The organism is Carnobacterium sp. (assembly GCF_040274945.1).
Lineage (GTDB): Bacteria > Bacillota > Bacilli > Lactobacillales > Carnobacteriaceae > Carnobacterium_B.
Map to the genome: position 1 here is coordinate 49209 of NZ_JBEMAR010000006.1, position 21783 is coordinate 70991.

Annotated in this window: 22 protein-coding genes, 1 tRNA gene and 2 riboswitches; of the genes, 18 read left to right on the top strand and 5 right to left on the bottom strand. The window is 34.8% G+C overall.

Annotated features, from left to right (window positions below; translation table 11 throughout):
* Positions 1–133 precede the first annotated feature (133 nt).
* From dnaB to ABS916_RS07545, 4 genes are all read left to right on the top strand, one after another.
* Entirely contained in the window at positions 134–1522 is a 1389-nt protein-coding gene (gene dnaB, locus ABS916_RS07530; protein WP_350451299.1) for a replicative DNA helicase, read from the top strand.
* 187 nt (positions 1523–1709) lie between these two features.
* Positions 1710–3002 (top strand): adenylosuccinate synthase, encoded by a 1293-nt coding sequence (locus ABS916_RS07535; protein ID WP_350451300.1) that lies wholly within the window; start codon positions 1710–1712, stop codon positions 3000–3002.
* Positions 3003–3156: 154 nt separating this feature from the next.
* A tRNA-Lys gene (locus ABS916_RS07540) sits at positions 3157–3229 on the top strand.
* 184 nt (positions 3230–3413) lie between these two features.
* Positions 3414–4226 carry a ZIP family metal transporter gene (locus tag ABS916_RS07545; RefSeq protein WP_350451438.1) on the top strand — a complete coding sequence of 271 codons (813 nt, stop codon included), beginning with the start codon at positions 3414–3416 and terminating at the stop codon, positions 4224–4226.
* Positions 4227–4293: 67 nt separating this feature from the next.
* Here the strand turns inward: ABS916_RS07545 and ABS916_RS07550 are convergent, their stop codons facing one another.
* Positions 4294–4509, bottom strand: a complete 216-nt coding sequence (locus tag ABS916_RS07550; RefSeq protein ID WP_350451301.1) for a DUF378 domain-containing protein — start codon at positions 4507–4509, stop codon at positions 4294–4296.
* Positions 4510–4717: 208 nt separating this feature from the next.
* Between ABS916_RS07550 and ABS916_RS07555 the strand changes: the two genes are divergently transcribed.
* From ABS916_RS07555 to thiE, 4 genes are all read left to right on the top strand, one after another.
* The gene (locus tag ABS916_RS07555; RefSeq protein ID WP_350451302.1) at positions 4718–6178 is read left to right on the top strand and encodes an alpha-amylase; all 1461 of its coding nucleotides are present in this window, start codon (positions 4718–4720) and stop codon (positions 6176–6178) included.
* 149 nt (positions 6179–6327) lie between these two features.
* Positions 6328–6426: riboswitch (TPP riboswitch) on the top strand.
* 59 nt (positions 6427–6485) lie between these two features.
* Positions 6486–6584, top strand: a riboswitch (TPP riboswitch).
* A 180-nt stretch (positions 6585–6764) separates the two neighbouring features.
* On the top strand, positions 6765–7508 hold the full coding sequence (thiM, locus tag ABS916_RS07560) for a hydroxyethylthiazole kinase (RefSeq protein WP_350451303.1): 744 nt from the start codon (positions 6765–6767) through the stop codon (positions 7506–7508).
* The gene (gene thiD / locus ABS916_RS07565) at positions 7505–8320 is read left to right on the top strand and encodes a bifunctional hydroxymethylpyrimidine kinase/phosphomethylpyrimidine kinase (protein WP_350451304.1); all 816 of its coding nucleotides are present in this window, start codon (positions 7505–7507) and stop codon (positions 8318–8320) included. The genes thiM and thiD overlap by 4 nt, the downstream gene beginning before the upstream one ends.
* Positions 8310–8939, top strand: a complete 630-nt coding sequence (gene thiE / locus ABS916_RS07570) for a thiamine phosphate synthase (protein WP_350451305.1) — start codon at positions 8310–8312, stop codon at positions 8937–8939. The genes thiD and thiE overlap by 11 nt, the downstream gene beginning before the upstream one ends.
* Before the next feature lie 371 nt (positions 8940–9310).
* Here thiE and ABS916_RS07575 read toward each other — a convergent pair whose 3' ends face one another.
* The gene (locus ABS916_RS07575; protein WP_350451306.1) at positions 9311–9694 is read right to left on the bottom strand and encodes a YtxH domain-containing protein; all 384 of its coding nucleotides are present in this window, start codon (positions 9692–9694) and stop codon (positions 9311–9313) included.
* Positions 9695–9726: 32 nt separating this feature from the next.
* Complete coding sequence (locus tag ABS916_RS07580; protein ID WP_035021013.1) at positions 9727–10182, bottom strand: DUF948 domain-containing protein; 456 nt, start codon at positions 10180–10182, stop codon at positions 9727–9729.
* A 311-nt stretch (positions 10183–10493) separates the two neighbouring features.
* On the opposite strand from ABS916_RS07580, the gene ABS916_RS07585 reads away from it, so the two are divergent.
* From ABS916_RS07585 to ABS916_RS07615, 7 genes are all read left to right on the top strand, one after another.
* Entirely contained in the window at positions 10494–11069 is a 576-nt protein-coding gene (locus ABS916_RS07585) for a PTS sugar transporter subunit IIA (protein ID WP_350451307.1), read from the top strand.
* A gap of 196 nt (positions 11070–11265) precedes the next feature.
* Positions 11266–11973, top strand: a complete 708-nt coding sequence (gene yycF, locus ABS916_RS07590; protein ID WP_013709718.1) for a response regulator YycF — start codon at positions 11266–11268, stop codon at positions 11971–11973.
* A gap of 6 nt (positions 11974–11979) precedes the next feature.
* The gene (walK, locus tag ABS916_RS07595) at positions 11980–13824 is read left to right on the top strand and encodes a cell wall metabolism sensor histidine kinase WalK (RefSeq protein WP_350451308.1); all 1845 of its coding nucleotides are present in this window, start codon (positions 11980–11982) and stop codon (positions 13822–13824) included.
* Complete coding sequence (locus ABS916_RS07600; RefSeq protein WP_350451309.1) at positions 13821–15122, top strand: YycH family regulatory protein; 1302 nt, start codon at positions 13821–13823, stop codon at positions 15120–15122. Before walK ends, ABS916_RS07600 begins: the two co-directional genes overlap by 4 nt.
* Position 15123: 1 nt before the next feature.
* Positions 15124–15963 (top strand): two-component system regulatory protein YycI, encoded by an 840-nt coding sequence (locus ABS916_RS07605; protein ID WP_350451310.1) that lies wholly within the window; start codon positions 15124–15126, stop codon positions 15961–15963.
* 185 nt (positions 15964–16148) lie between these two features.
* Positions 16149–16961 carry an MBL fold metallo-hydrolase gene (locus ABS916_RS07610; RefSeq protein ID WP_350451311.1) on the top strand — a complete coding sequence of 271 codons (813 nt, stop codon included), beginning with the start codon at positions 16149–16151 and terminating at the stop codon, positions 16959–16961.
* 197 nt (positions 16962–17158) lie between these two features.
* The gene (locus ABS916_RS07615; RefSeq protein ID WP_350451312.1) at positions 17159–18382 is read left to right on the top strand and encodes a S1C family serine protease; all 1224 of its coding nucleotides are present in this window, start codon (positions 17159–17161) and stop codon (positions 18380–18382) included.
* A 61-nt stretch (positions 18383–18443) separates the two neighbouring features.
* On the opposite strand, the gene ABS916_RS07620 is transcribed toward ABS916_RS07615, so the two are convergent.
* The gene (locus tag ABS916_RS07620; RefSeq protein ID WP_350451313.1) at positions 18444–18953 is read right to left on the bottom strand and encodes a ClbS/DfsB family four-helix bundle protein; all 510 of its coding nucleotides are present in this window, start codon (positions 18951–18953) and stop codon (positions 18444–18446) included.
* 280 nt (positions 18954–19233) lie between these two features.
* Here ABS916_RS07620 and ABS916_RS07625 point away from each other — a divergent pair, with 280 nt between their 5' ends.
* Both ABS916_RS07625 and rlmH read left to right on the top strand, forming a co-directional pair.
* The gene (locus tag ABS916_RS07625) at positions 19234–19416 is read left to right on the top strand and encodes a CxxH/CxxC protein (RefSeq protein ID WP_350451314.1); all 183 of its coding nucleotides are present in this window, start codon (positions 19234–19236) and stop codon (positions 19414–19416) included.
* Positions 19417–19483: 67 nt separating this feature from the next.
* Positions 19484–19963 (top strand): 23S rRNA (pseudouridine(1915)-N(3))-methyltransferase RlmH, encoded by a 480-nt coding sequence (gene rlmH / locus ABS916_RS07630; protein WP_350451315.1) that lies wholly within the window; start codon positions 19484–19486, stop codon positions 19961–19963.
* Between the two features lie 274 nt (positions 19964–20237).
* Here the strand turns inward: rlmH and gloA are convergent, their stop codons facing one another.
* Positions 20238–20618, bottom strand: coding sequence for a lactoylglutathione lyase (gene gloA / locus ABS916_RS07635; RefSeq protein ID WP_350451439.1), 381 nt, complete (start codon positions 20616–20618; stop codon positions 20238–20240).
* A 280-nt stretch (positions 20619–20898) separates the two neighbouring features.
* Between gloA and arr the strand changes: the two genes are divergently transcribed.
* Positions 20899–21648, top strand: a complete 750-nt coding sequence (gene arr / locus ABS916_RS07640; RefSeq protein WP_350451316.1) for an NAD(+)--rifampin ADP-ribosyltransferase — start codon at positions 20899–20901, stop codon at positions 21646–21648.
* The last annotated feature ends 135 nt before the right edge of the window (positions 21649–21783 follow it).

Genomic DNA, 21783 nt, shown 5'->3' on the forward strand with positions numbered 1-21783 from the left:
AACTAACGATTACGGAACGAATGTTCTGTTTTCTAGATTGTATTTCAAGTCTTTTTAAGGTAAAATAATAGAATTGAATACAACTATTTATGGAAAATAATCGTACTGTTGATAGTGAAAGGGAGAGAATTTATTGGCACAAGAAGCTTTTCAAGATCGCTTACCACCACAGAGTATAGAAGCAGAACAAGCAGTTTTAGGTTCAATATTTTTAGATCCTGAAACGGTTGTCGGTGCTTTAGAATTTATTGAGTCCAAAGACTTTTATCGCCGAGGACATCAATTAATTTTTCAAGCAATGCTAGAATTAAATAATCATAATGAAGCTATTGATATCGTTACGGTAACCAATGCACTAGAATCTAAAAATCAGTTAGAAGACGTTGGCGGAATGGCTTATCTAGCCGAGTTAGCGGTGTCTGTCCCAACAGCTGCTAATATGGAATATTACGCAAAAATAGTCGAACAAAAAGCGATTTTAAGAAATTTGATCCACACAGCAACAGATATTGTGACTAAAGGGTATGAAGAAGGAGACGAGCTAGCTTCCATTTTAGACGAGGCAGAGCGCAGTATTCTTGAAGTATCTGAAAGACGTAACAGGAGCGGTTTTTTAGCCATCTCAGACGTGTTGAATAGTTCTATTGCTCAGATAGATCAACTTTATCAAAACAATGAAGAAATTACAGGTTTGCCAACTGGTTATCAAGCTTTAGATAAAATGACAGCTGGACTACAAAAAGAAGAATTAATTATTTTAGCTGCGCGTCCCGCTGTAGGGAAAACGGCATTTGCTTTAAATATTGCTCAAAATATTGGAACAAAGACGGATGAAACAGTTGCTATTTTTAGTTTAGAAATGGGAGCAGAATCATTGGTCAATCGGATGCTTTGTGCAGAAGGAAGTATAGATGCTGGCCATTTGAGAACTGGAACGTTATCAGAAGAAGAATGGCAAAGCCTGATTGTAGCTATGGGTAGTTTATCAAAAGCCAATATTTACATCGATGATACACCAGGAATTAGAATAGCTGAAATTCGTGCTAAATGTCGTCGATTAAAACAAGAAAAAGGCAATCTTGGATTGGTATTGATTGATTATCTGCAATTAATTGAAGGTACTGGACGTGAAAGCAGACAACAAGAAGTCTCTGAAATTTCTCGTCAGTTAAAAAAATTAGCAAAAGAATTAAAAGTTCCTGTTATAGCATTGTCCCAATTATCACGTGGTGTGGAACAACGGCAAGACAAACGTCCAGTACTAAGTGATATTCGTGAATCTGGATCAATTGAACAAGATGCTGATATTGTAGCCTTCCTATACCGTGACGATTATTATGATCGTGAAGAGGGAGAAGATGATGATGACGATCATGGATCTGCCGGTGAAGACAATGTGATAGAAGTTATTATTGAAAAAAATAGAAGTGGTGCAAGGGGTACAGTTAAACTTTTATTTATAAAAGAATACAATAAATTTTCTTCATTAAGCTATTATCCTGATGATATGGCTCAACGTTAAAAAAGACTCATGCGAAATATTGTTCGCATTTTGTCTTTTTTTTTTAGCAATTAAAAAATAATGTTCGTTTATTTCGGTTATTTTAGTTAAAATAAAATTAAATATTCGCTTTTTTATTGAAACAATCATCATTTACTGCTAAAATTAATAAGTATTTGGGTAAAAAAAAATTTAATGAGGTGTTCATATGTCTTCAGTAGTAGTCGTTGGTACACAATGGGGCGATGAAGGAAAAGGTAAAATTACAGACTTTCTAAGTGAAAATGCGGAAGTCATTGCACGTTATCAAGGCGGCGACAATGCCGGACATACTATTCAATTTGATGGTGAAACGTACAAATTGCATTTAATCCCATCAGGAATTTTCTCTAAAGATAAAATCAGTGTTATTGGAAATGGTGTTGTTGTAAACCCCAAAGCACTTATTAAAGAGTTAGCTTATTTACATGACAAAGGAATAACAACAGAGAACCTACGTATTTCTGATCGTGCTCATGTTATCCTGCCTTATCATATTCAATTAGATCAATTACAAGAAGATTCTAAAGGTGATCAAAAACTTGGAACAACGATTAAAGGAATTGGACCAGCATATATGGATAAAGCGGCTCGTATCGGTATCCGAATTGCTGATTTACTAGATAAAGAAATTTTTGAAGAACGCTTGCGCATTAATTTAGAAGAAAAAAATCGTAGTTTTGTAAAAATGTATGATTCTACTGCAATTGACTTTGAAGATGTTTTCGAAGAGTACTATCAATATGGACAAGAACTTAAACAGTATGTTTGTGATACATCAGTAGTATTAAATGATGCTTTAGATGATGGTAAACGTGTCTTATTTGAGGGAGCTCAAGGGGTTATGTTGGATATTGATCAAGGTACATATCCTTTCGTTACTTCTTCTAATCCAGTAGCTGGTGGAGTAACTATCGGTAGTGGTGTTGGTCCTTCAAAAATCGATAAAGTAGTCGGCGTATGTAAAGCATATACTTCACGTGTGGGAGATGGTCCGTTCCCTACTGAATTATTTGACGAAGTAGGACAACGCATCCGTGATGTTGGCCGTGAATATGGTACAACTACTGGACGCCCACGTCGTATTGGTTGGTTTGATACTGTAGTGATGCGTCATTCAAAACGAGTATCTGGAATCACTAATCTTTCTTTAAATTCAATTGATGTTTTAAGTGGTTTAGAGACGGTTAAGATTTGTACAGCTTATGAACGCAATGGAGAAGAAATTCTACATTATCCAGCAAGTTTAAAAGAGCTAGCTGAATGTACACCAATCTACGAAGAATTACCAGGTTGGAGTGAAGATATTACAGGATGTCGTACTCTATCAGAGCTTCCTGAAAACGCAAGAAATTATGTACACCGCATTTCTGAATTAGTGGGTGTTCGTATTTCAACGTTCTCAGTTGGACCTGATCGCGACCAAACAAACATCTTAGAAAGTGTTTGGGCACAAGTCTAATAAATTAACGGTTAACCAAGCAAAAAGCTTTTTTGTTTGGTTAATTTTTTTTAGTTGATAAAAGTTAGAAAAAGGATCTTTTTTGGCTATTTTTTTTACATAAAAGCAATAAAATGTGTTAAACTATATTTTGTAAGTGAAAAGGTAAAAAAATGGGTTGTTAGCTCAGTTGGTAGAGCAGCTGACTCTTAATCAGCGGGTCGAGGGTTCGAACCCCCCACAGCCCATTGGGTGCCAAACCCACGAGACGAATAAACGTTGGTGCGAAAGCATTTTGAAAACGTTTATTGCGTCTCTTTTTTATTTGTTCATTGCTTCTACATTCAACTGTTTGTGAAAAAAATAAAAGAGCATTATACTGAATAGGAAGAATAAAATAGTTGGCTATTATTAAAAGGAGTGAAATAATTGATTGAATTTATGAGTTCATTAAGTCCACTAGTACAAACGATAATTGCTACGCTCTTTACATGGGGAATGACAGCTTTAGGAGCTTCTTTAGTATTCTCTACTAAGAATGTTAACCAAAAATTAATGGATGGTATGCTTGGTTTTGCTGGAGGAGTAATGATTGCGGCAAGTTTTTGGTCACTTTTAGCACCGGCTCTTTCAATGGCTGAAAGCGGTCCGCTACCAGCATGGATGCCTTCTGCTATTGGTTTCATGTTAGGTGGTATCTTTTTATGGAGTGCAGATAATGTTTTACCTCATTTAAATCCTAATATGCCTCCAACAGAAGCAGAAGGGGTCAATCCTCAAAAGAGAAAACGTAGTACATTATTAGTTTTAGCGATCACGATGCATAATATACCTGAGGGTTTAGCAGTAGGGGTTGCCTTTGGATCAGTTGCAACAGGTAATCCAGAAGCTTCTATCGCTGGAGCGGTTGCTTTAGCAATCGGTATGGGAATTCAAAATTTCCCAGAAGGAACGGCTGTGTCCATGCCTCTAAGACGTGATGGCATGTCTAGAGCAAAAAGTTTTTACTATGGTCAACTTTCGGGTGCTGTTGAACCAATCGCCGCTATAGTAGGGGTACTAGCCGTTACAGTAATGGAGCCATTACTTCCATATGCTTTAAGTTTCGCTGCTGGAGCTATGATTTTTGTTGTTGCAGAGGAAGTTATACCTGGTTCTCAAGAAAATGGTAATAAAGATTTAGCATCTATGTGGTTGATGATTGGTTTTACAATCATGATGATTTTAGATGTAGCTCTTGGGTAGAAGAATCAAGTGGATATGCAAAAAAGGGACTCAACAGTTTACTGTTGAGTCCCTTTTTCAAAATTTATTAGTGTCTATCTTTGCGATCTGAATTTAATAAAGGGAAGAATTTTAAGGAATACAATGCACATAAACCAACGATGATATAAACGATTTTAGATAACAACGATGTTTGTCCGCCAAAAATTGTAGCAACGAGATCAAATTCAAATAGTCCGACCAAGAGCCAGTTTAAACCGCCAACAATTAGTAGTGCTAATGCAATACTATCCAATGCTTTCATCTAGATAACCTCCTTTATTTGATAAAGTAACTATACTTGGTTTTGAATTGGTTGTCGATTAATGTGACTTGTAAAAGAAATTCTTGTTATTATTCTTTTTGATAGAAAAATGGTAAAATTGCTGAAATCACTAAAGTTTAATTTTTGAGCAAGCAAGAGATTAGGTAATGAGCTAAATAATGGATTAGTTATCGAAAGGATGAAGATCATGCATAAAAATGGACTGATGATGCAGTATTTCGAATGGTATGTAGAAAATGATGGAAAGCATTGGGAACGGTTAAAAGAAGATGCAAAACATTTACATGAAATAGGTGTAACAAGTGTATGGATTCCCCCTTGCTTTAAAGGTATGGATAAGAATGATAACGGATATGGTATTTATGATTTATATGATTTAGGGGAATTTGATCAAAAAGGTACTACACGCACTAAATATGGCACTAAGGAAGAACTAATTGCAGCTATTGAAGAGCTACATAAATATGAGATACAAGTTTATGCAGATGTCGTTTTGAACCATAAAGCAGGTGCAGATGGAACTGAACGATTTAAAGCGGTTGAAGTGAATCCGGATGATCGTAATCAAAAGATTAGTGATGTTTATGAAATTGAAGGATGGACAGAATTTACGTTTCCAGGCAGAAAAGGAAAGTATTCTGATTTTCAATGGCATTGGTATCATTTTTCTGGAACAGACTACAATCAAGAGACTGAAAAAAAAGCCATTTATCGTATTGAAGGTCAACATAAGGGTTGGGCAGACGATGAGACGGTAGATAATGAATACGGCAACTACGATTACTTGATGTTTGCGGATATTGATTATAGTCATCCTGAGGTCATTGAAGAAACTAAAAAATGGGCCAACTGGTTTATTGAAGAAACTGGAGTTGATGGATTTAGGTTAGATGCTGTTAAACACATAAATGAGAATTTTATTTCTGAGCTACGTGAAAGCATAGAAGCTAAATTTGGCAAACAATTCTTTATTGTAGGAGAGTACTGGGACCAAAACTATACAAATCTGAAGAGTTATTTAGATAGCCAAGATTACAAGTTGGATTTATTTGATGTAGGATTACACCATCAATTAGAAAAAGCTTCTAAAATGGGTCAAGAATTTGATTTAACACATTTATTTGATCAAACATTAATTAAAAACAATCCAATGCAAGCTGTAACATTTGTAGACAATCATGATTCACAGCCAAACCAATCACTTGAATCATTTGTTGAACCTTGGTTTAAGCCTATAGCGTATGGAGTCATCTTGCTAAGGAAAGAAGGATATCCTGTGCTCTTTTATGGTGATTATTATGGTATAAAAGGAGAAAATCCTATTGAACCACATCGTGAAATGATTGATAAATTACTTTATGCAAAAAAACAGTATGCATATGGAGATCAAACAGATTATTTTGACCATGGTAATTGTATTGGCTGGACACGTTCAGGAAATGAAGAGCACCCCACAGGATGTGCTATAGTCATTTCAAATAGTGAAGCTGGATATAAAGATATGTTTGTAGGGAAAGAAAAAAAGGGATTCGTTTATGAAGATTATTTAGGGCATTGCAAGGAGACAGTAACTATTGATGAAGAAGGAAATGGTCATTTTCTTGTAGAAGGTGGATCCATATCTGTATGGGTTAATAAAGTAGCATAAATAAACTAACAGAAAAAGATCGAAATATTGCTAATTAATGAATAGATTTTTTCAGTCTATTCATTAATTAAGCATTTTGTACTCTTAATTTCTGCTTACTTAAGAGAATTGATTAAATAGTTTGTCTGTAGTAAGATTATAAGTAATTAAATGTTTTGCAGGGGGACACATGTGTGTTGAGAAGGTTAAAACCTGACCCTTTGAACCTGTTAGTTAACACTAACGTAGGGAGCACGATGTACATATGTCTTACATTATACGTACTGAGCTCTCCTTTTTTATGGGGAGCTCTTTTCTTTTGTAAAACTTTTAATTGCGGGGGGACACACTTGTGTTGAGAAGGTTAAAACCTGACCCTTTGAACCTGTTAGTTAATACTGACGTAGGGAGCGATTAGTGGTTTTCTTATACACTTTTTTAGCCTCTACGATTTTTGTAGAGGCTTTTTGCTTACGTCCAAAATAAAGGAGGAGTGAGCGTCGTAATTTTTGAAAAGAAATGACAGATAGATCGATAGAACTAATAAGGTTAAGAAAGCAGTTATTCAAGATGGTAGACAAAAAATTGTGGGAAAGAGGAATGAAAAATGTTATCCCAAATAAAAAAGACAGCTCCTTTAGTGCATTGCATGACCAACTATGTGGTCGCTAATTTTACTGCGAATGGTTTACTTGCAGTCGGTGCTTCACCTATTATGGCTGATGAAGTGAACGAGGTAACTGAAATAGTGTCGATTGCTCAAGCATTGCTTATTAATATTGGTACTGTGAACGACCGTACAGCAGAAGCTATGATGCTGGCTGGGGAAAAAGCCAATGAATTAACCATTCCTATTGTGTTGGATCCTGTAGGCGTTGGTTCCACAAGTTACCGGAAACAATTGGTTCAGCTACTTTTAAAAAATGTTCAGTTTAATTTGATTCGGTGTAATGCAGGAGAATTAGCAGCCATTGCAGGTGAGGTTTGGCAATCAAAAGGTGTAGACAGTGGCACAGGTGAAATAGATATTGCTCTAGTAGCAAAGCGGATGTCTTTGCAGTATAAGTGCTTTGTTATTGTAACTGGTGAATCAGATTTTATAACAAATGGATATGAAGAACTGTATATTTCAGGAGGAAAAGAGCTAACAACACATATTACAGGTACAGGTTGTTTACTAAGTGCTATTTGTGCAGCATCTCTTGCTACTGGAGGTACAAATCAAATGCAAGATTTAGCAACAACGCTAAAAGATTATAAAAAAGCTGCTGAGCATAGTACAAATGAGGTAGGGACGCTTGCCTTACACTTTATGAACACATTACAAGAGTTAGCGGAGGTTGAGAAATGATTGCATTAACAGTTGCCGGATCAGATTCCGGTGGTGGTGCTGGAATTCAAGCAGACATAAAAACATTTCAAGAACTTGGTGTATTTGGAACAACAGCCATTACAGCATTAACTGACCAAAATACACTAGGAGTCCACGGCATTTTTGAAGTATCTCCAAGTTTTGTACAGCAACAATTACAAACTGTGTTGGATGATTTTCCTATAAAAGCTATTAAAACAGGCATGTTATTCTCAACTGAAATTATTGAAGTTGTAGCTAAAATTATACAACAACAAAACATCCCATTGATCGTTGATCCCGTGATGATCGCTAAGGGCGGAGCAAGTCTTTTACAGGATGAAGCAGTAACAACGTTAATAAAAAAACTTTTTCCTTATACAACAATTTGTACGCCTAATATTCCTGAGGCAGAACTGCTAACAGGTAGACGAATTAAAGAGGTTAGAGATATTGAAAAAGCTGCACAAGAAATTCTTCAAATGGGAGTTGAATGTGTCGTTATCAAAGGAGGTCATTTAGATGGAGAACATGCAACAGACAGAGTGTATTCTCGTCTGGACTCTTTTTCAATAACTACCCCTCGTATCCAAACAAAAGATACACATGGAACAGGTTGTACATTTTCAGCAGCACTTACAGCAAATATAGCAAAAGGACTATCGATAAAGGAATCGATCATTGAAGCGAAAAAATTTATTCATTTAGCCATTTCTACTCCTCTTCATATTGGAAATGGACATGGACCAACAAATCACTTTGCTTATAATCGTCAACAAGGAATCTGTGAGGTAGAAGTAAGTGGATTGTAATATATTGAGCGTCTATTTTATAATGGGAACAATGAACTGTACAAAAGACCCTTTGAAAACACTTGAAGAAGCATTGGAAGCAGGAATTACATGTTTCCAATTACGTGAAAAAGGTGAAGGGGCATTAACAGGTATCGTTTATGAAGAGTTTGCCCGTACTTGCCAAAAAATGTGTCAAGCATATCAAGTGCCGTTTATCGTCAACGATGATGTTGAACTTGCACTAAAACTAGATGCTGATGGTATTCATATTGGACAAGAAGATCTAGCTCTTGCTACATTTCGTAAAAAAGCGAAAGGAAAAATAGTAGGTGTTTCTGTACACAGTTCTAAAGAAATGGAACATGCCCTACTTAATGGAGCAGATTATATAGGAATTGGACCAATCTATAAAACGCAATCTAAAAAAGATGCGAAACCTCCTGCGGGCTTGCATTTTTTAAAGGCTATGCGAAAACAGATTGGTAACTTCCCAATCGTGGGTATAGGCGGAATTACAGAAGAAAATGCTAATGACGTTCGTTTTTCAGGAGCAGACGGAGTGGCTGTTATTTCAGATATCTGTCATAGTAAAGATATTGGACAAACGGTCAAGAATCTCCTTCTAACGAAAAAATAAATTAATGATTTAAAGGGTCTAGTACCAGTTCTCTATTAGTTAAATGGTTGTACGACAAATGGTTGGATGCTTCAAAATAAAATTTCTTCTGGAATGGACGCGTTTGCTTGTGGAGCCATGGGACCGCCTGTAAACCTGTAGACTTACAGACTTTCAAGCTTCAAATAAACCGTGATCGCTGAAGCGCTAACGGTTTATAATTCTCATTGAATCCTATACAGGGCTACAAGCAACCCTATTCCCCCAGAAATCTTTAGTGAGTATTTTGAATAATCTATCAACACTAAAAATTATAGACCCAGCTAAATAGCTATAAAAAGGAAAAACACTCCTGCTAATGATATGCTCATTAGCGGGAGTGTTTTTTAGGTTTATAATTGTCCACGTCTATCTTCAACAGATAAGTCAGGAGCATTAGATAAGTCTTCAACTACAGATGTTGGTGGAACTTCCACAGCACCTGAAAATTCTGAATTATCAAGTGGTTCAGAGTGTAAATTTAAGTCTGTTTCAATATCTTCAATAGTAGCAGCTAATTCAGGATCAGTATAACTGATTTCTTCTTCAACTTCTTTGTAACTTTGTTTTACTTCATCAGCAAAACTGTTTACTTGATCCATTGCTTGGTCTTTCAAATCGTTTGCTTGCGTTTTGATATCTTGTCGTAATTCTTTTCCTGATTTAGGAGCGAGTAATAAAGCAGTAACTGCAGCAGCAGCTCCTACAAATAAAGTTCTAGTAAAACTATTAGCCATAACAAAGTTCCCCTTTTCTAAATTGATTTAGTTTAGTTAAATGAAAAACGTTTTTTTGTTCTGTTTTTTCTACTCTGGTACATCTTTAAAGCAGTTTTTCCAACTTTGGTTATTCGAGGAGGAGTAACTGTTACTTTTCTCCTTGAACTAGAAAGAAAGTATGAAGCGACTTTAGTGCTATTTTGTTTTAAATCGTTGATAGAATCTCCAAAATCAGCTGTTGTCTGAGTAAAATCAGAAATATAAGCTTGTTTAACAGCTACATCTTTTGTCATACTATCTACTCGAGTGGTCATATGGTCTATTTTACTTGTTATAGCATCTGTTTCTTTTGTAAAATGAGTTATTTGATCTTGAACAGTAGTCTGAGTTGAATTAATTTCTTTCATCAAACTCCCTACCTTTTTACCAATGAGTATTCCGACAATAACTAAAGCAACCAAGGCTAAAACCACGATACCAATAGCTATGATAAATTCGATTGACATTTAGCTTTTACGCTCCTTTCATTAAAGATAGAGTTGAAATTGGTTTAACTTAATAAGAAATAGGTAAAGTAGCCACTCATTTTATCAACGAGTATCAGTTTACCTTTATTTTCTATAAGAATACCATTAAATATGGGAATAGCCAAATAAAATGAAATCGCATTATTGTAAAGTTTGACTAACGTATAAAAGAGAAGACAAACTTAAAGTTCTTAATTACCGTTGGATTAAATAACGAATGAATTCAAATAGATTTTTTTAAAGATGGTCAAAGCATTTAGAATCCGGTACAATTAAAGATAAAATAAATAATGAGGAAAGATCAAAAAATGAATAAAAAAGAGATAGATATTGGAGGATTTATTGGAATGGACTTATCTTCAAAAAAAGAAGCACAAAGCGAATTGCTAGGGAAGAAAAAGGCATCATTAGTAGCTGTAACAGATGGTAGTGTGATACCTGTAGAAGAAGTGCCAGATCTTGTGTTTTCTGAAAAAATGATGGGAGAAGGTTTTGCTATGATTCCGACTTCTAATGTAGTCTGCGCACCTATTGGTGGAAAGTTGTTTCAAGTAGCAGATGCATCTCATGCGTTTGAAATCCGCACAGATGATGGATTAGAAGTTCTCATACATGTTGGTTTAGATACAGTAACCTTAAATGGAGAAGGTTTTGAAACGCATTTAAAAAAAGGTATGACTGTTAAACAAGGAGACCCGCTGGTAAAGTTCGATAAGGAATACCTACTTAGTCGCGGTTGCCGATTGTTTATACCAGTCATTGTGATAAATGGAGAAAATGAAAATTACCGTTACGTATTCAAACCAAATAATGAAGTCGAAGCTCAATATGGAAAAACAATTGCATTAACTATTGAAGGTTATTAAAAAATTAGCCAATCAATGATACAAAATCAAGAGCCTATATACAGCTCTTGATTTTGTTTTTGCACTCTTACCGTATGTTCGGTATAATGAAAGGTAGAATAGTTTGTCATTCTTATAGCAAATTAATTGAAAAGTAATAAACCATTAATATAAAAAAACAATCATAAAAAAGTAGAAATTCCAAGGAGGTTTCATTTTGAAAAAAATATTAGTAGTTGATGATGAGAAACCAATTTCAGATATCGTTAAATTTAATTTAACAAAAGAAGGATATGAAGTATTTACTGCATATGATGGAGAAGAAGCTTTAGAAAAAGTAGAAGAAGTCTTGCCAGATCTTATCATTTTAGACTTAATGCTGCCTAAAAAAGACGGACTAGAAGTTTGTCGTGAAGTACGCAAAAATCATGATATGCCTATTATTATGGTTACAGCAAAAGACTCGGAAATCGATAAAGTACTTGGATTAGAACTTGGTGCGGATGATTATGTCACAAAACCTTTTTCTAACAGAGAATTGACAGCACGTGTAAAAGCAAACTTAAGAAGACATGATAACGCTAAGACACCTGTTGTTGAAGAAATTGAAACAAATGATATTGAAGTAGGTGCTCTAACGATTCATCCAGATGCATACATTGTTTCTAAAAGAGGGGCTACAATTGAATTAACACACCGTGAATTTGAATTGTTGCACTATTTAGCTAAACATTTAGGTCAAGTAATGACTAGAGAACATTTGTTACAAACGGTTTGGGGCTACGATTATTTTGGTGACGTAAGAACAGTCGATGTAACGGTTAGAAGATTAAGAGAAAAAATAGAAGACAACCCTAGTCACCCAACTTGGCTTGTAACAAGACGTGGAGTTGGCTATTATTTAAGAAATCCTGAACAGGAGTAATGTTTCATGAAGAAAAAAATCACTTTTTTTCAATCTATTGATTTCAAAATAATTTTCGTGTTCATAATTCTATTACTGGTGGCATTAGAATTAATTGGAACGTATTTTGTTAGACAATTAGAAACACAGCTAGTCACTAATTTCCAAGAAGAAAAAAGACTTCAAGTAGGTTTTTTAGATAACACTATTCAGCCTATTTTATTTGATGATGAAACAGCAGAAGATAGTACCGAGATTGAACGGTTGATTGAAGACTTCTCAGGAAATGGGATTTTAGAAGTTCAGATCATTGATGCCCAACACTATTTATTAGGAACTAGTGATAGTACACAGCAAAATAGTGTTGGTAGTAAAACAAATGATAAGGATGTTCAACAAGCATTACTGCTGGGAAATACAGTCACTAGCCAATACAGAGATCAAACGACCAACGACCGAATCTGGAAGTTGGTTTCTCCTATTATTGCAAGTGATGGCTCAAATGAAATATTGGGTGTAATAGCGCTAACGACAAATATTGAAAGTGTCTATGAACAAATCAGCGAAATAACGCTCATTTTTCTTAATTCTTCTTTAATAGCAATCGCATTAACCGTTATTTTGGCACTCTTTATTTCCCGGGCAATAACAAAACCAATCACTGAAATGACACAACAAACCATTCAAATGGCAGATGGAGATTATTCCGGACACGTTAAAGTCTATAGTAAAGATGAACTGGGGATTTTATCTATGGCTATCAACGATTTGTCAACTAAGGTTGAGGAAGCCCAAGAAACAACAGAATCTGAACGGAGACGTTTAAATAGTGTGTTGACACACATGACAGATGGAGTTATCGCTACAGACCGAAGAGGAGTTATTGTTATTATCAATGACAAAGCTATGGAAATGTTGAATATTTCCCAGGAAATGGCGCTAGGTGTTTCAATCTTAAAAGTATTGAAAATAGATAAGGAATATACGTTGCGTAAATTATTGGAAAATGAAGATGATATGTATTTTGATTTTTCAAATGATGATGTACCCGTAACTTTAAGAGGTGAATTTACTCTTATTCAAAGAGAAACTGGTTTTATTAGTGGAATCGTTTGTGTACTTCATGATGTAACAAAGCAAGAAAAAATAGAAAATGAGCGAAAAGAGTTTGTTTCAAATGTTTCCCATGAACTTAGAACACCTTTAACAAGTATGAGAAGTTATTTAGAAGCGTTACTTGATGGTGCATGGAAAGATCCGGAAATCGCTCCGCAATTTTTACAAGTGACACAAGAAGAAACAGATCGTATGATTCGAATGATCAAAGATCTGCTGGATTTATCCCGTATGGATTCTGGCAAAGGCACGTTAGATTTAGAATATCTAAATGTAAATGAATTGTTTGATCATGTCATCAAACGTTTTGAAATGATGATACAATCTTCTGACAAATCAACAAAAGATTTTTTAATCAAACGAAACTTTACGGATAGACAATTATGGGTTGAAGTGGACGCTGATAAAATGATTCAAGTTTTAGATAATATCATGAATAATGCTATTAAGTATTCTCCAGATGGAGGAACGATTACTTGTGGACTTTTCGAAACAAATGATAGCGTCGTTTTCAGCATTAGTGATGAAGGTCTTGGTATTCCAAAACGAGATCTAGCAAATGTATTTGATCGTTTCTTTAGAGTCGACAAAGCTAGAGCACGCTCAATGGGTGGAACTGGATTAGGTTTAGCCATTTCTAAGGAAGTTGTTCATCAACATAAAGGTAAAATATGGGCAGAAAGTACGGAGGGAAAAGGAACGACTTTTTATATTTCACTGCCGTATCTTCCATATGAGGAGGATGATTGGGAATGAAGAAAGATTTAATAATAAAAGTTGTTCTAGTAGCTCTTATCGTATTGAGTCTGTTTCTAACCTTTATGATATGGACTATGCCTAGCCAATTTAATGAAGAAACAAATGCGAATCAAGGAACAACCTCATCTGTGTCTATCGCACGCGATATGTCACAAGTATTTGGACCAACTCAAATTGTCCTTCATAAAAATGGAGAAATAAATGCATTTACTCAAACAAAAATCGTAACGGCTATAACTAGAGAATTTACTAAATGGAAAGTAGATACGATTGAAGAACCGATTGAATTAACGAATGAAGAATACGAAGAAAAGTTAAGTCAGACCAATGCGTTAGAAATGGTTTTTGTTGAAAATATTTCATTTGGTGTTTTCCCAGATTTATTTAATGATCTTGCAGGCGAATACCAAGATCGGTCGTTTAATCGTATCTATTTTTCAAAAGATAATTTAAATCAGATCTATTTTTATAACACACATTCGAAGTTGTTTTACAGTGAAGCAATAGAAGGAATAGATCAAAGTAAAATAGATAAACTGATAGAAGAAGAAAATGCTATATCATATTTGGCAAATGCTGTTCTAGATGAAGGCAAACAAGTTTATACTTCAGCAGAGGAAATAGAATTGCCTTATTTAAGTTATTTAGTTGAAAGACAAACGAATCAATTATTTATTGAACGGTTATTTGACGATACTTCAGAAGTAAGAGAAAACAGTGCTAACGATGAAAATATTGTTAGCTACAATGACTACGTGAGTGAGTTGCAAATAAATGAGAACACCGATATATTAACGTATTATCGTAATCGAAATGCTGAAAATAAGTTATCCATTACAGAAACGCTTAGAGTAAGTTACAACGAATTGATCCAGTATGAAAACTGGGCTTCGGATGTTCATTATTTTGACTATAATGATTCTACGAGAGAAGTCACTTATCGTCGTTATATTGCAGGATTTCCAGTGTTTAGTGAATTTTCTGACTATGGAACGACTCATGTAACCGTTTTTGAAGATGGATTGTCACGGTTACAAGTTCCTTTAGTTATTGCTCAAACGCCTATTTCCGATGTTGAAGAACAAAAAACACTTCAAAGCGGTGTGAGTATTTTGGAATCTCTATCGGCAAGTGGCTATCCTAGTGAAGAAATCGATGATTTAAAAATCGGTTATACTTGGATAAATAGTACGGAATCGGATCGTGTGATCAACTTAGAGCCTAATTGGTATGTTAAAATCAATGGTAAATGGCAACTTGCTCAAAGCCTTCTTTTCAATGAAGGAGGTCAGTAAAATGGATTTTAAACGAATTCAAATTATTTTTATTATTACATTTCTCTTTCTAAATACTTTTTTGATATTCACGTATTTAGATAAAAATAAAAATTATTATACGAGCAGTTCTAATCAACTAATTGATTTTATGGAAGAAATGGAAAATGAGAATATTAAATTGCCAAATTTTTCAGAAACTGAGAACAAAGTACCGTATGTTCAAGCTGAAACCAATAGTTTATTAGAAGATAATGTAGATAAGTTAAAAAATCGTTCTGGAACAGTTGAAAAAGACGGTTCACTTTACATGAGTCTCCTTTCTAATCCACTTGCTTTGTCAGAAGAGCAAGAATTAACTAAGGAAGATATTGAGTTGCTAGATGAATATGTGTTAAGTGATCAAGTTTTCTTTGGTGAAGAGTATCGGTATTTTAGCTATAGCCCAACAGAGCAAAAAATAGTGTATGCTCAAATAGCGAACAATATTCCGATTGCAGATGGAACATCAGAAATTGTATTTCATTTGAATAATAAGAAAGAAGTTATCTCCTATGATCAAACGTATGCAGGCCCAGTTACCGTTCAAGGAGAAAGTCGAAAGTTGATAACAGATAAAAATGCCGTCGAAATTTTATATCAAAATGACGAAATACAAGCAAATGCTACCGTAAGAAAACCCAAATTAACATACTCGAAAACACTTTCGCTACAGAAATTAAGCATGTACGCGCCAATATGGTACATTGAAATTGTTAACAGTGGAAGTACTGAAATCGAGCGAGTAGATGCGCTAAGCGGCAGTATAATACGAACGCCAACGAGTGAGACACCAGCTACTAAAGAATCTGAAGCACAATAACTTCAAAAATTGAAATGGAAAATAAAAAATCGATTTTCTTAATTTAAAGTTGGACCCAAAGTAAGAGGTGTACAAGAAATGTCTTGTCACACTGCCTTTCTCTGGGTCTTTTTTTGCGTTGTGAAAACTTGAAATTATATAAGTTTGATGTAAAATGATAGAGGTAATAGAGGAGGATTTTTTAGATGGTATCCAATGAAAGTAATGGTTTAAAGGTTAGTATTCTTGCCAGCGGAAGTTCAGGAAATGTAACGTATATAGAATCTGAAAAAAAGAAGATTTTAGTTGATAGTGGATTAAGTGGAAAAAAAATAACGGAATTGCTAAAAAAAATAGACCGAAATGTAGCAGATTTAGATGGGATATTAGTCACACACGAACACCGTGATCATGTACACGGTGTAGGTGTTTTAGCTAGAAAATACCATCTAGACGTTTATGCTAATGAGCAAACGTGGGAAGCTATGACCCCTATAATTGGTACAATTAAAACGGAACAGAAATACTTGTTTGAAATGGGAAAAACAATGACCATTGGCGATATAGATGTGGAAAGTTTTGGAGTTTCACATGACGCGATCGCACCTCAGTTTTATAGTTTTCATAAAGACAATAAATGTTTTGTGATGTTGACTGATACGGGTTATGTCAGTGATCGTATGAGAGGGATTGTTTCGAATGCGGATGCGTATTTATTCGAGAGCAATCATGATCTTGAAATGCTGCGAATGGGAAATTACCCGTGGCATTTAAAGCAACGTATTTTGGGAGACAAAGGGCATCTTTCAAATGAAGATGGTGCATTAGCTTTAGCTGAAATCATCGGTGATGCTACGAAAAGAGTTTACTTAGGTCATCTAAGTAAAGACAATAATTTAAAAGAGTTGGCACATTTAACAGCTGTAAATATTTTAAAAGAAAAAGAAACAGGAGTAGAAGACAAATTTTTAGTATTTGATACAGATCCAGTCGTACCTACATCTTTATTTGTTGTTTAAAGTTTGAAAAGTAAACCTCTCTCGACTTAAAGGTCAAGAGAGGTTTTCGATTTTATATAAGTTCATTCACTATCGTGTAAAGAAGATTTAATGTTAATATAATAATGAGTTAATAAAAATGTCCCAAAAGTTTCATATAAAATTCAAATGTAAAGATTATACTAGCATCATAAAAAGACTACGAGGGGTGAAGATTAATGAGTGAGGAAACAAAAAACAAAAAAAGAGGTTCTTGGAAAAATGGACTTGTCGGAGGGCTAATAGGTGGACTTGTAGTAGCGGCACTAGGCGGAGGATATTTAGCAGCAACGGATAATGGAATCAATACTGAAACCGGTACAGGCATGGTCGATAAAGACACAGGAGAAGTGATCACAACCAATGTCAGCGTAGATGTGACTTCTGATGTAACAGAAGCTGTTGCTAAAGTAGAAGATTCAGTTGTATCAGTTGTTAATATGCAATCACAAGCTGATGGAGGACTAGAAGGTGCACTTGAGACAGACAACGCGCAGGAGGAAGAAGACAACTTACAAACAGCGGGTGAAGGTAGTGGAGTGATTTATAAAAAAGACGGTGATACAGCTTATGTCGTAACCAATAATCATGTTATCGATGGTTCAGATGCAATTGAAGTTATTTTGAAAGATGGCACAAAAGTTGAAGCTGAATTAATTGGAACAGATATCTGGACAGATCTAGCCGTATTGTCTATTCCTTCTGAAAAGGTAACTACAGTTGCTACTTTTGGCGATTCAGATGCAGTGACTGTTGGCGAACCTGCAATTGCAATCGGTTCTCCACTAGGAACAAACTTTGCTTCTTCTGTTACTCAAGGAATTATATCTGCTAAAAATCGTAGTGTTGAAACGGATATTACAGGCGATGGCGTAGTAGATTGGGAAGTTACAGCTCTTCAAACCGACGCAGCTATCAATCCAGGTAATTCTGGTGGTGCTTTGATCAATATAGCTGGTCAAGTAATTGGAATCAATTCAATGAAAATCTCTAGTGATACTGTCGAAGGAATGGGATTTGCTATTCCAAGTAATGACGTTGTTAGCATCATTAATCAATTGGAAGCAAATGGTGAAGTGGTTCGTCCGGTATTGGGAATTAGTTTATTGGATTTAAGTGAAATATCTGAACAACAACAAGAAACAGTCTTGAAATTACCTGAAGATGTTACCTCTGGTGTTGTAGTAGCTGAAGTTCAACCAGACTCAGCAGCTGAAGTCGCTGGATTAGAGCAATACGATGTTATTGTGAAATTCAATGGTAAAGAAGTGACAGATTCAATATCATTGCGTAAAGAAATTTATGCTTCTGAACTTGGAAAAGAAATTGAAGTCGAGTATTATCGTAATGGTGAACTTCAAAAAACGACAGTCACAATGACTGCTTCAGAACCAACTCTATAATAAAATTTCAAAATGAAAATGGAGTCTGAGTGTTAATAACTCAGACTCTATTTTTTTGTCATTAGCTAATTACTTTTTTCCATTTACGAATTTTGGTTCTGAAATTTGTAAATGGTGCGACTGTATTTATGTGAATCCACTTCCAAATAGGCCATTTGGCTTTTGTAGTAGCCCAATTTCGTTGTTCGGGTTCAAATAATTCAGTATCAGAGAGACTTTCCACCCAATGGCAGAACTCTTCAACTAACTGAGTTAACAGTTCTTTTTGTTTTACTAAAGAGTATTTCCCATATTCTTGATAAAAAGACTGATATAATCCACCTAGATTGTTCCATTTGTATTCTTCAGTAGGGGTTTGAACAGTTTTTCCTTGTTGTTCATTTTTTTCCCATTGAAGTAAGAGATTGATCCAACCAAGCTGATAAGATAAATTTTCAGAAGGAGTTTGTTCTACTTCTATGATTCTCTTGTCTTTAAATTCTTCAGGGATAGAATCAAATTCGGTAATGTATTTTTGGTAGTGTTCTTTAATGGTGTTTATTAATTCAGTTTTATTTTGATATTCTCTCATAAAAAATTCCTCCTAGCAGTTTAGTAATAAGAAAAGAAGATTCTATATAAAAAGAATAAGGCGTAGAATATAAAAAGTCTAGGGCTTCGTAAAAAAATTGGAAACGAATTTTTTAACCTGGAAAAATGATGAAATAAACCAATTTTTAATTGGTTTTTTAAATTTTTGTGGACAAGTAAGTGTGAAAAGTTTTGAACATTGTGGATAAGTGCTGTAAAATAATAGAGGTAGGTATGTGGAGACGAAATAATTTATCCACAAAATGAGGAAGGTGTTGTGGATGGATAAAATTTTAGCTTGTAAGGAACATGTGGAAGAAGCTTTAGATGACGCAGTTTATGGAGGTTTTGAACTGCCGGTACTAGACCAATTATTGCCTGTTGATAACTCAAAACAAAAATGTGGTTATTGCGAGATGGATGCAATATATGTAGTGTCGAACAAGCATTCTACCACTATATAATGATTTAAAGTTGTGGACATGTGTATAACTTTTGTGGATAACCTGTGATTATAGGAGGATAACTTTTTTGAACATCAAAATAATAACTGTGGGTAAGTTAAAAGAAAAATATTTGAAGATGGGTATTGCAGAATATGCGAAACGATTAGGAGGCTATTGTAAATTAGAATTAATCGAAGTTTCAGATGAAAAAGCACCTGAAAAATTAAGTGAAGCTGAAATGGTGCAAGTCAAAGAAAAAGAAGGCGAGCGTATTTTAGCGAAGATTCCAGATCAAGCATTTGTTTTTGCACTAGCTATTGAAGGCAAACAACGTACTTCAGAAGAATTTGCTAAAGAAATTGAACAACTAGGCGTTCAAGGGAAAAGTACGATTGTTTTTGTGATAGGTGGGTCATTAGGTTTAAGCGATGCAGTAATGAAAAGAAGCAATACACCTATTTCTTTTGGAAAAATGACACTACCTCATCAATTGATGCGATTAGTTTTAATTGAACAGATCTATCGTGGATTCAAAATTGTTCGGAATGAACCGTACCATAAGTAAATGAGGTTTTTAGATAGTAATGAATTAATAAGAAATTTTGAGTGGTGATAAGGTGTGATTTATATACGCAAAATAAAATTAGAGATATACGCGATTGAAGTCTTGTGAAATTATTTAAACGAAATGGGAGTCTATCAAACAAAAGGATTCGGTGCTTACGAGATAATTTAAGATGCTTGTTAATCAATCAAACGCGGATAATGATAAGAAGGAATAAAAAAATGTAAGCATATTGGCAATAACCAATAAGCTTACATTTAAAAGATTCGAAAAATTATTTTGCACGCTTTACTTCAATTCGATAGCCATCAGGGTCCGTCACAAAGAAATAAGAAGGTGTGCCGCCTGAAAGTCCTCTTAAATCACCTGTTCCGTAAGGAGAAGCTTTACAAACTTCATGCATTTTTTCTAAGTCACTGACAGTTACACCTAAATGACTGAAGCCATTTCCTACATTATAGGGCTCGGCATCGTAATTATAAGTGAGTTCAATTTGTACAGAAGAACCGGGAGAATTCAGATAAATTAAATCAAATTTATCTTCAGGGAATTCTCTGCGGCTGGCAACTTCAAAATCGAACAGATTAGTATAAAAGTCTAAAGTAGCCTCAATATCTCTGACACGCAGGCAAATCTCAACGAGTTCTTGGTTCATAATCATATCATCCTCCAATAGTTTCTTATTTTTATTCTAGCATGAATAGGTCATATAGGCACGCCCTTGTTATCTTCTATAGTGCTTTCTATTACCTTAATAGGCAAAAAGCATAGAGTTTAATCTGTTAATACGAGCATTCATTGACAAAATTATATTCGACAAAGAAATAATTCGTAGACTAAATGGAGTAACAAAGGAAGCAGAGCTTACTAAGAAGTTGAGCGATCCGTATCATAAGTAGTAATAAAAAATTTAGTTAATTAGGAGGAAAAATAAGATGAGGATGAAATTTGATCCAAGTAATCCTATTATCCAGCTCTGTATGAAAGGGATGGCCCTAGAAGAAAGCGGGAATTTGGATGATGCCATCGAAGCATTTCTTAAAGCATGGAACCAAACAAGTGATGATTATGAAAGATTTATTGCAGCTTATCATTTAGGATTAAGACAAAATAATGTTAATGATAAGTTGAAATGGATGGAAAAATCCTTGGCCTTTGCTCTAAAAATTAATGATGATGATGTTAAGAGTGCTTATCCAACTTTATATTTAACTATCGCTAAATGTTATGAAGCAATGAATGATACTACAAATGCTAGAAAAAATAGTGAATTGTCTCATTCATATCAAGGTAGACCGACTGACGCTGGTCCTTTTTATCATGGGTCAAAGGCAGATTTGCAAGTTGGCGATTTGCTAACAGCGGGTAAGGAATCAAATTACGAAAAAGATCTTAAAATGAACCATATCTATTTCACAGCAAATATCAATGGTGCGGGACTTGCTGCAGCATTATCAAAAGGCGAAGGAAACGAAAGTGTTTACATCATAGAACCTATCGGTGAATTTGAAAATGACCCTAATGTAACTGACAAGAAGTTTCCCGGTAACCTAACACGTTCTTATCGCTCACAAGACCCTCTAAAAGTTTTGGGAGAAGTAACAGACTGGGAAAAACTGACTCATTCAGAACGACAGGAATGGGATGAAAGATTAGCTAAGAATAAAGGGGAAATTATTAACTAAAACTAACGACCATAGCAGTGCAACGGATGAGCAGTTATGTTGGCATTCACGATTTTTAAACTGTAATGAAAACTAATAAAGACGGAGATAAGCCATTGTTAAATGATGGCTTATCTCCGTCTTTTTCTGCTGTTA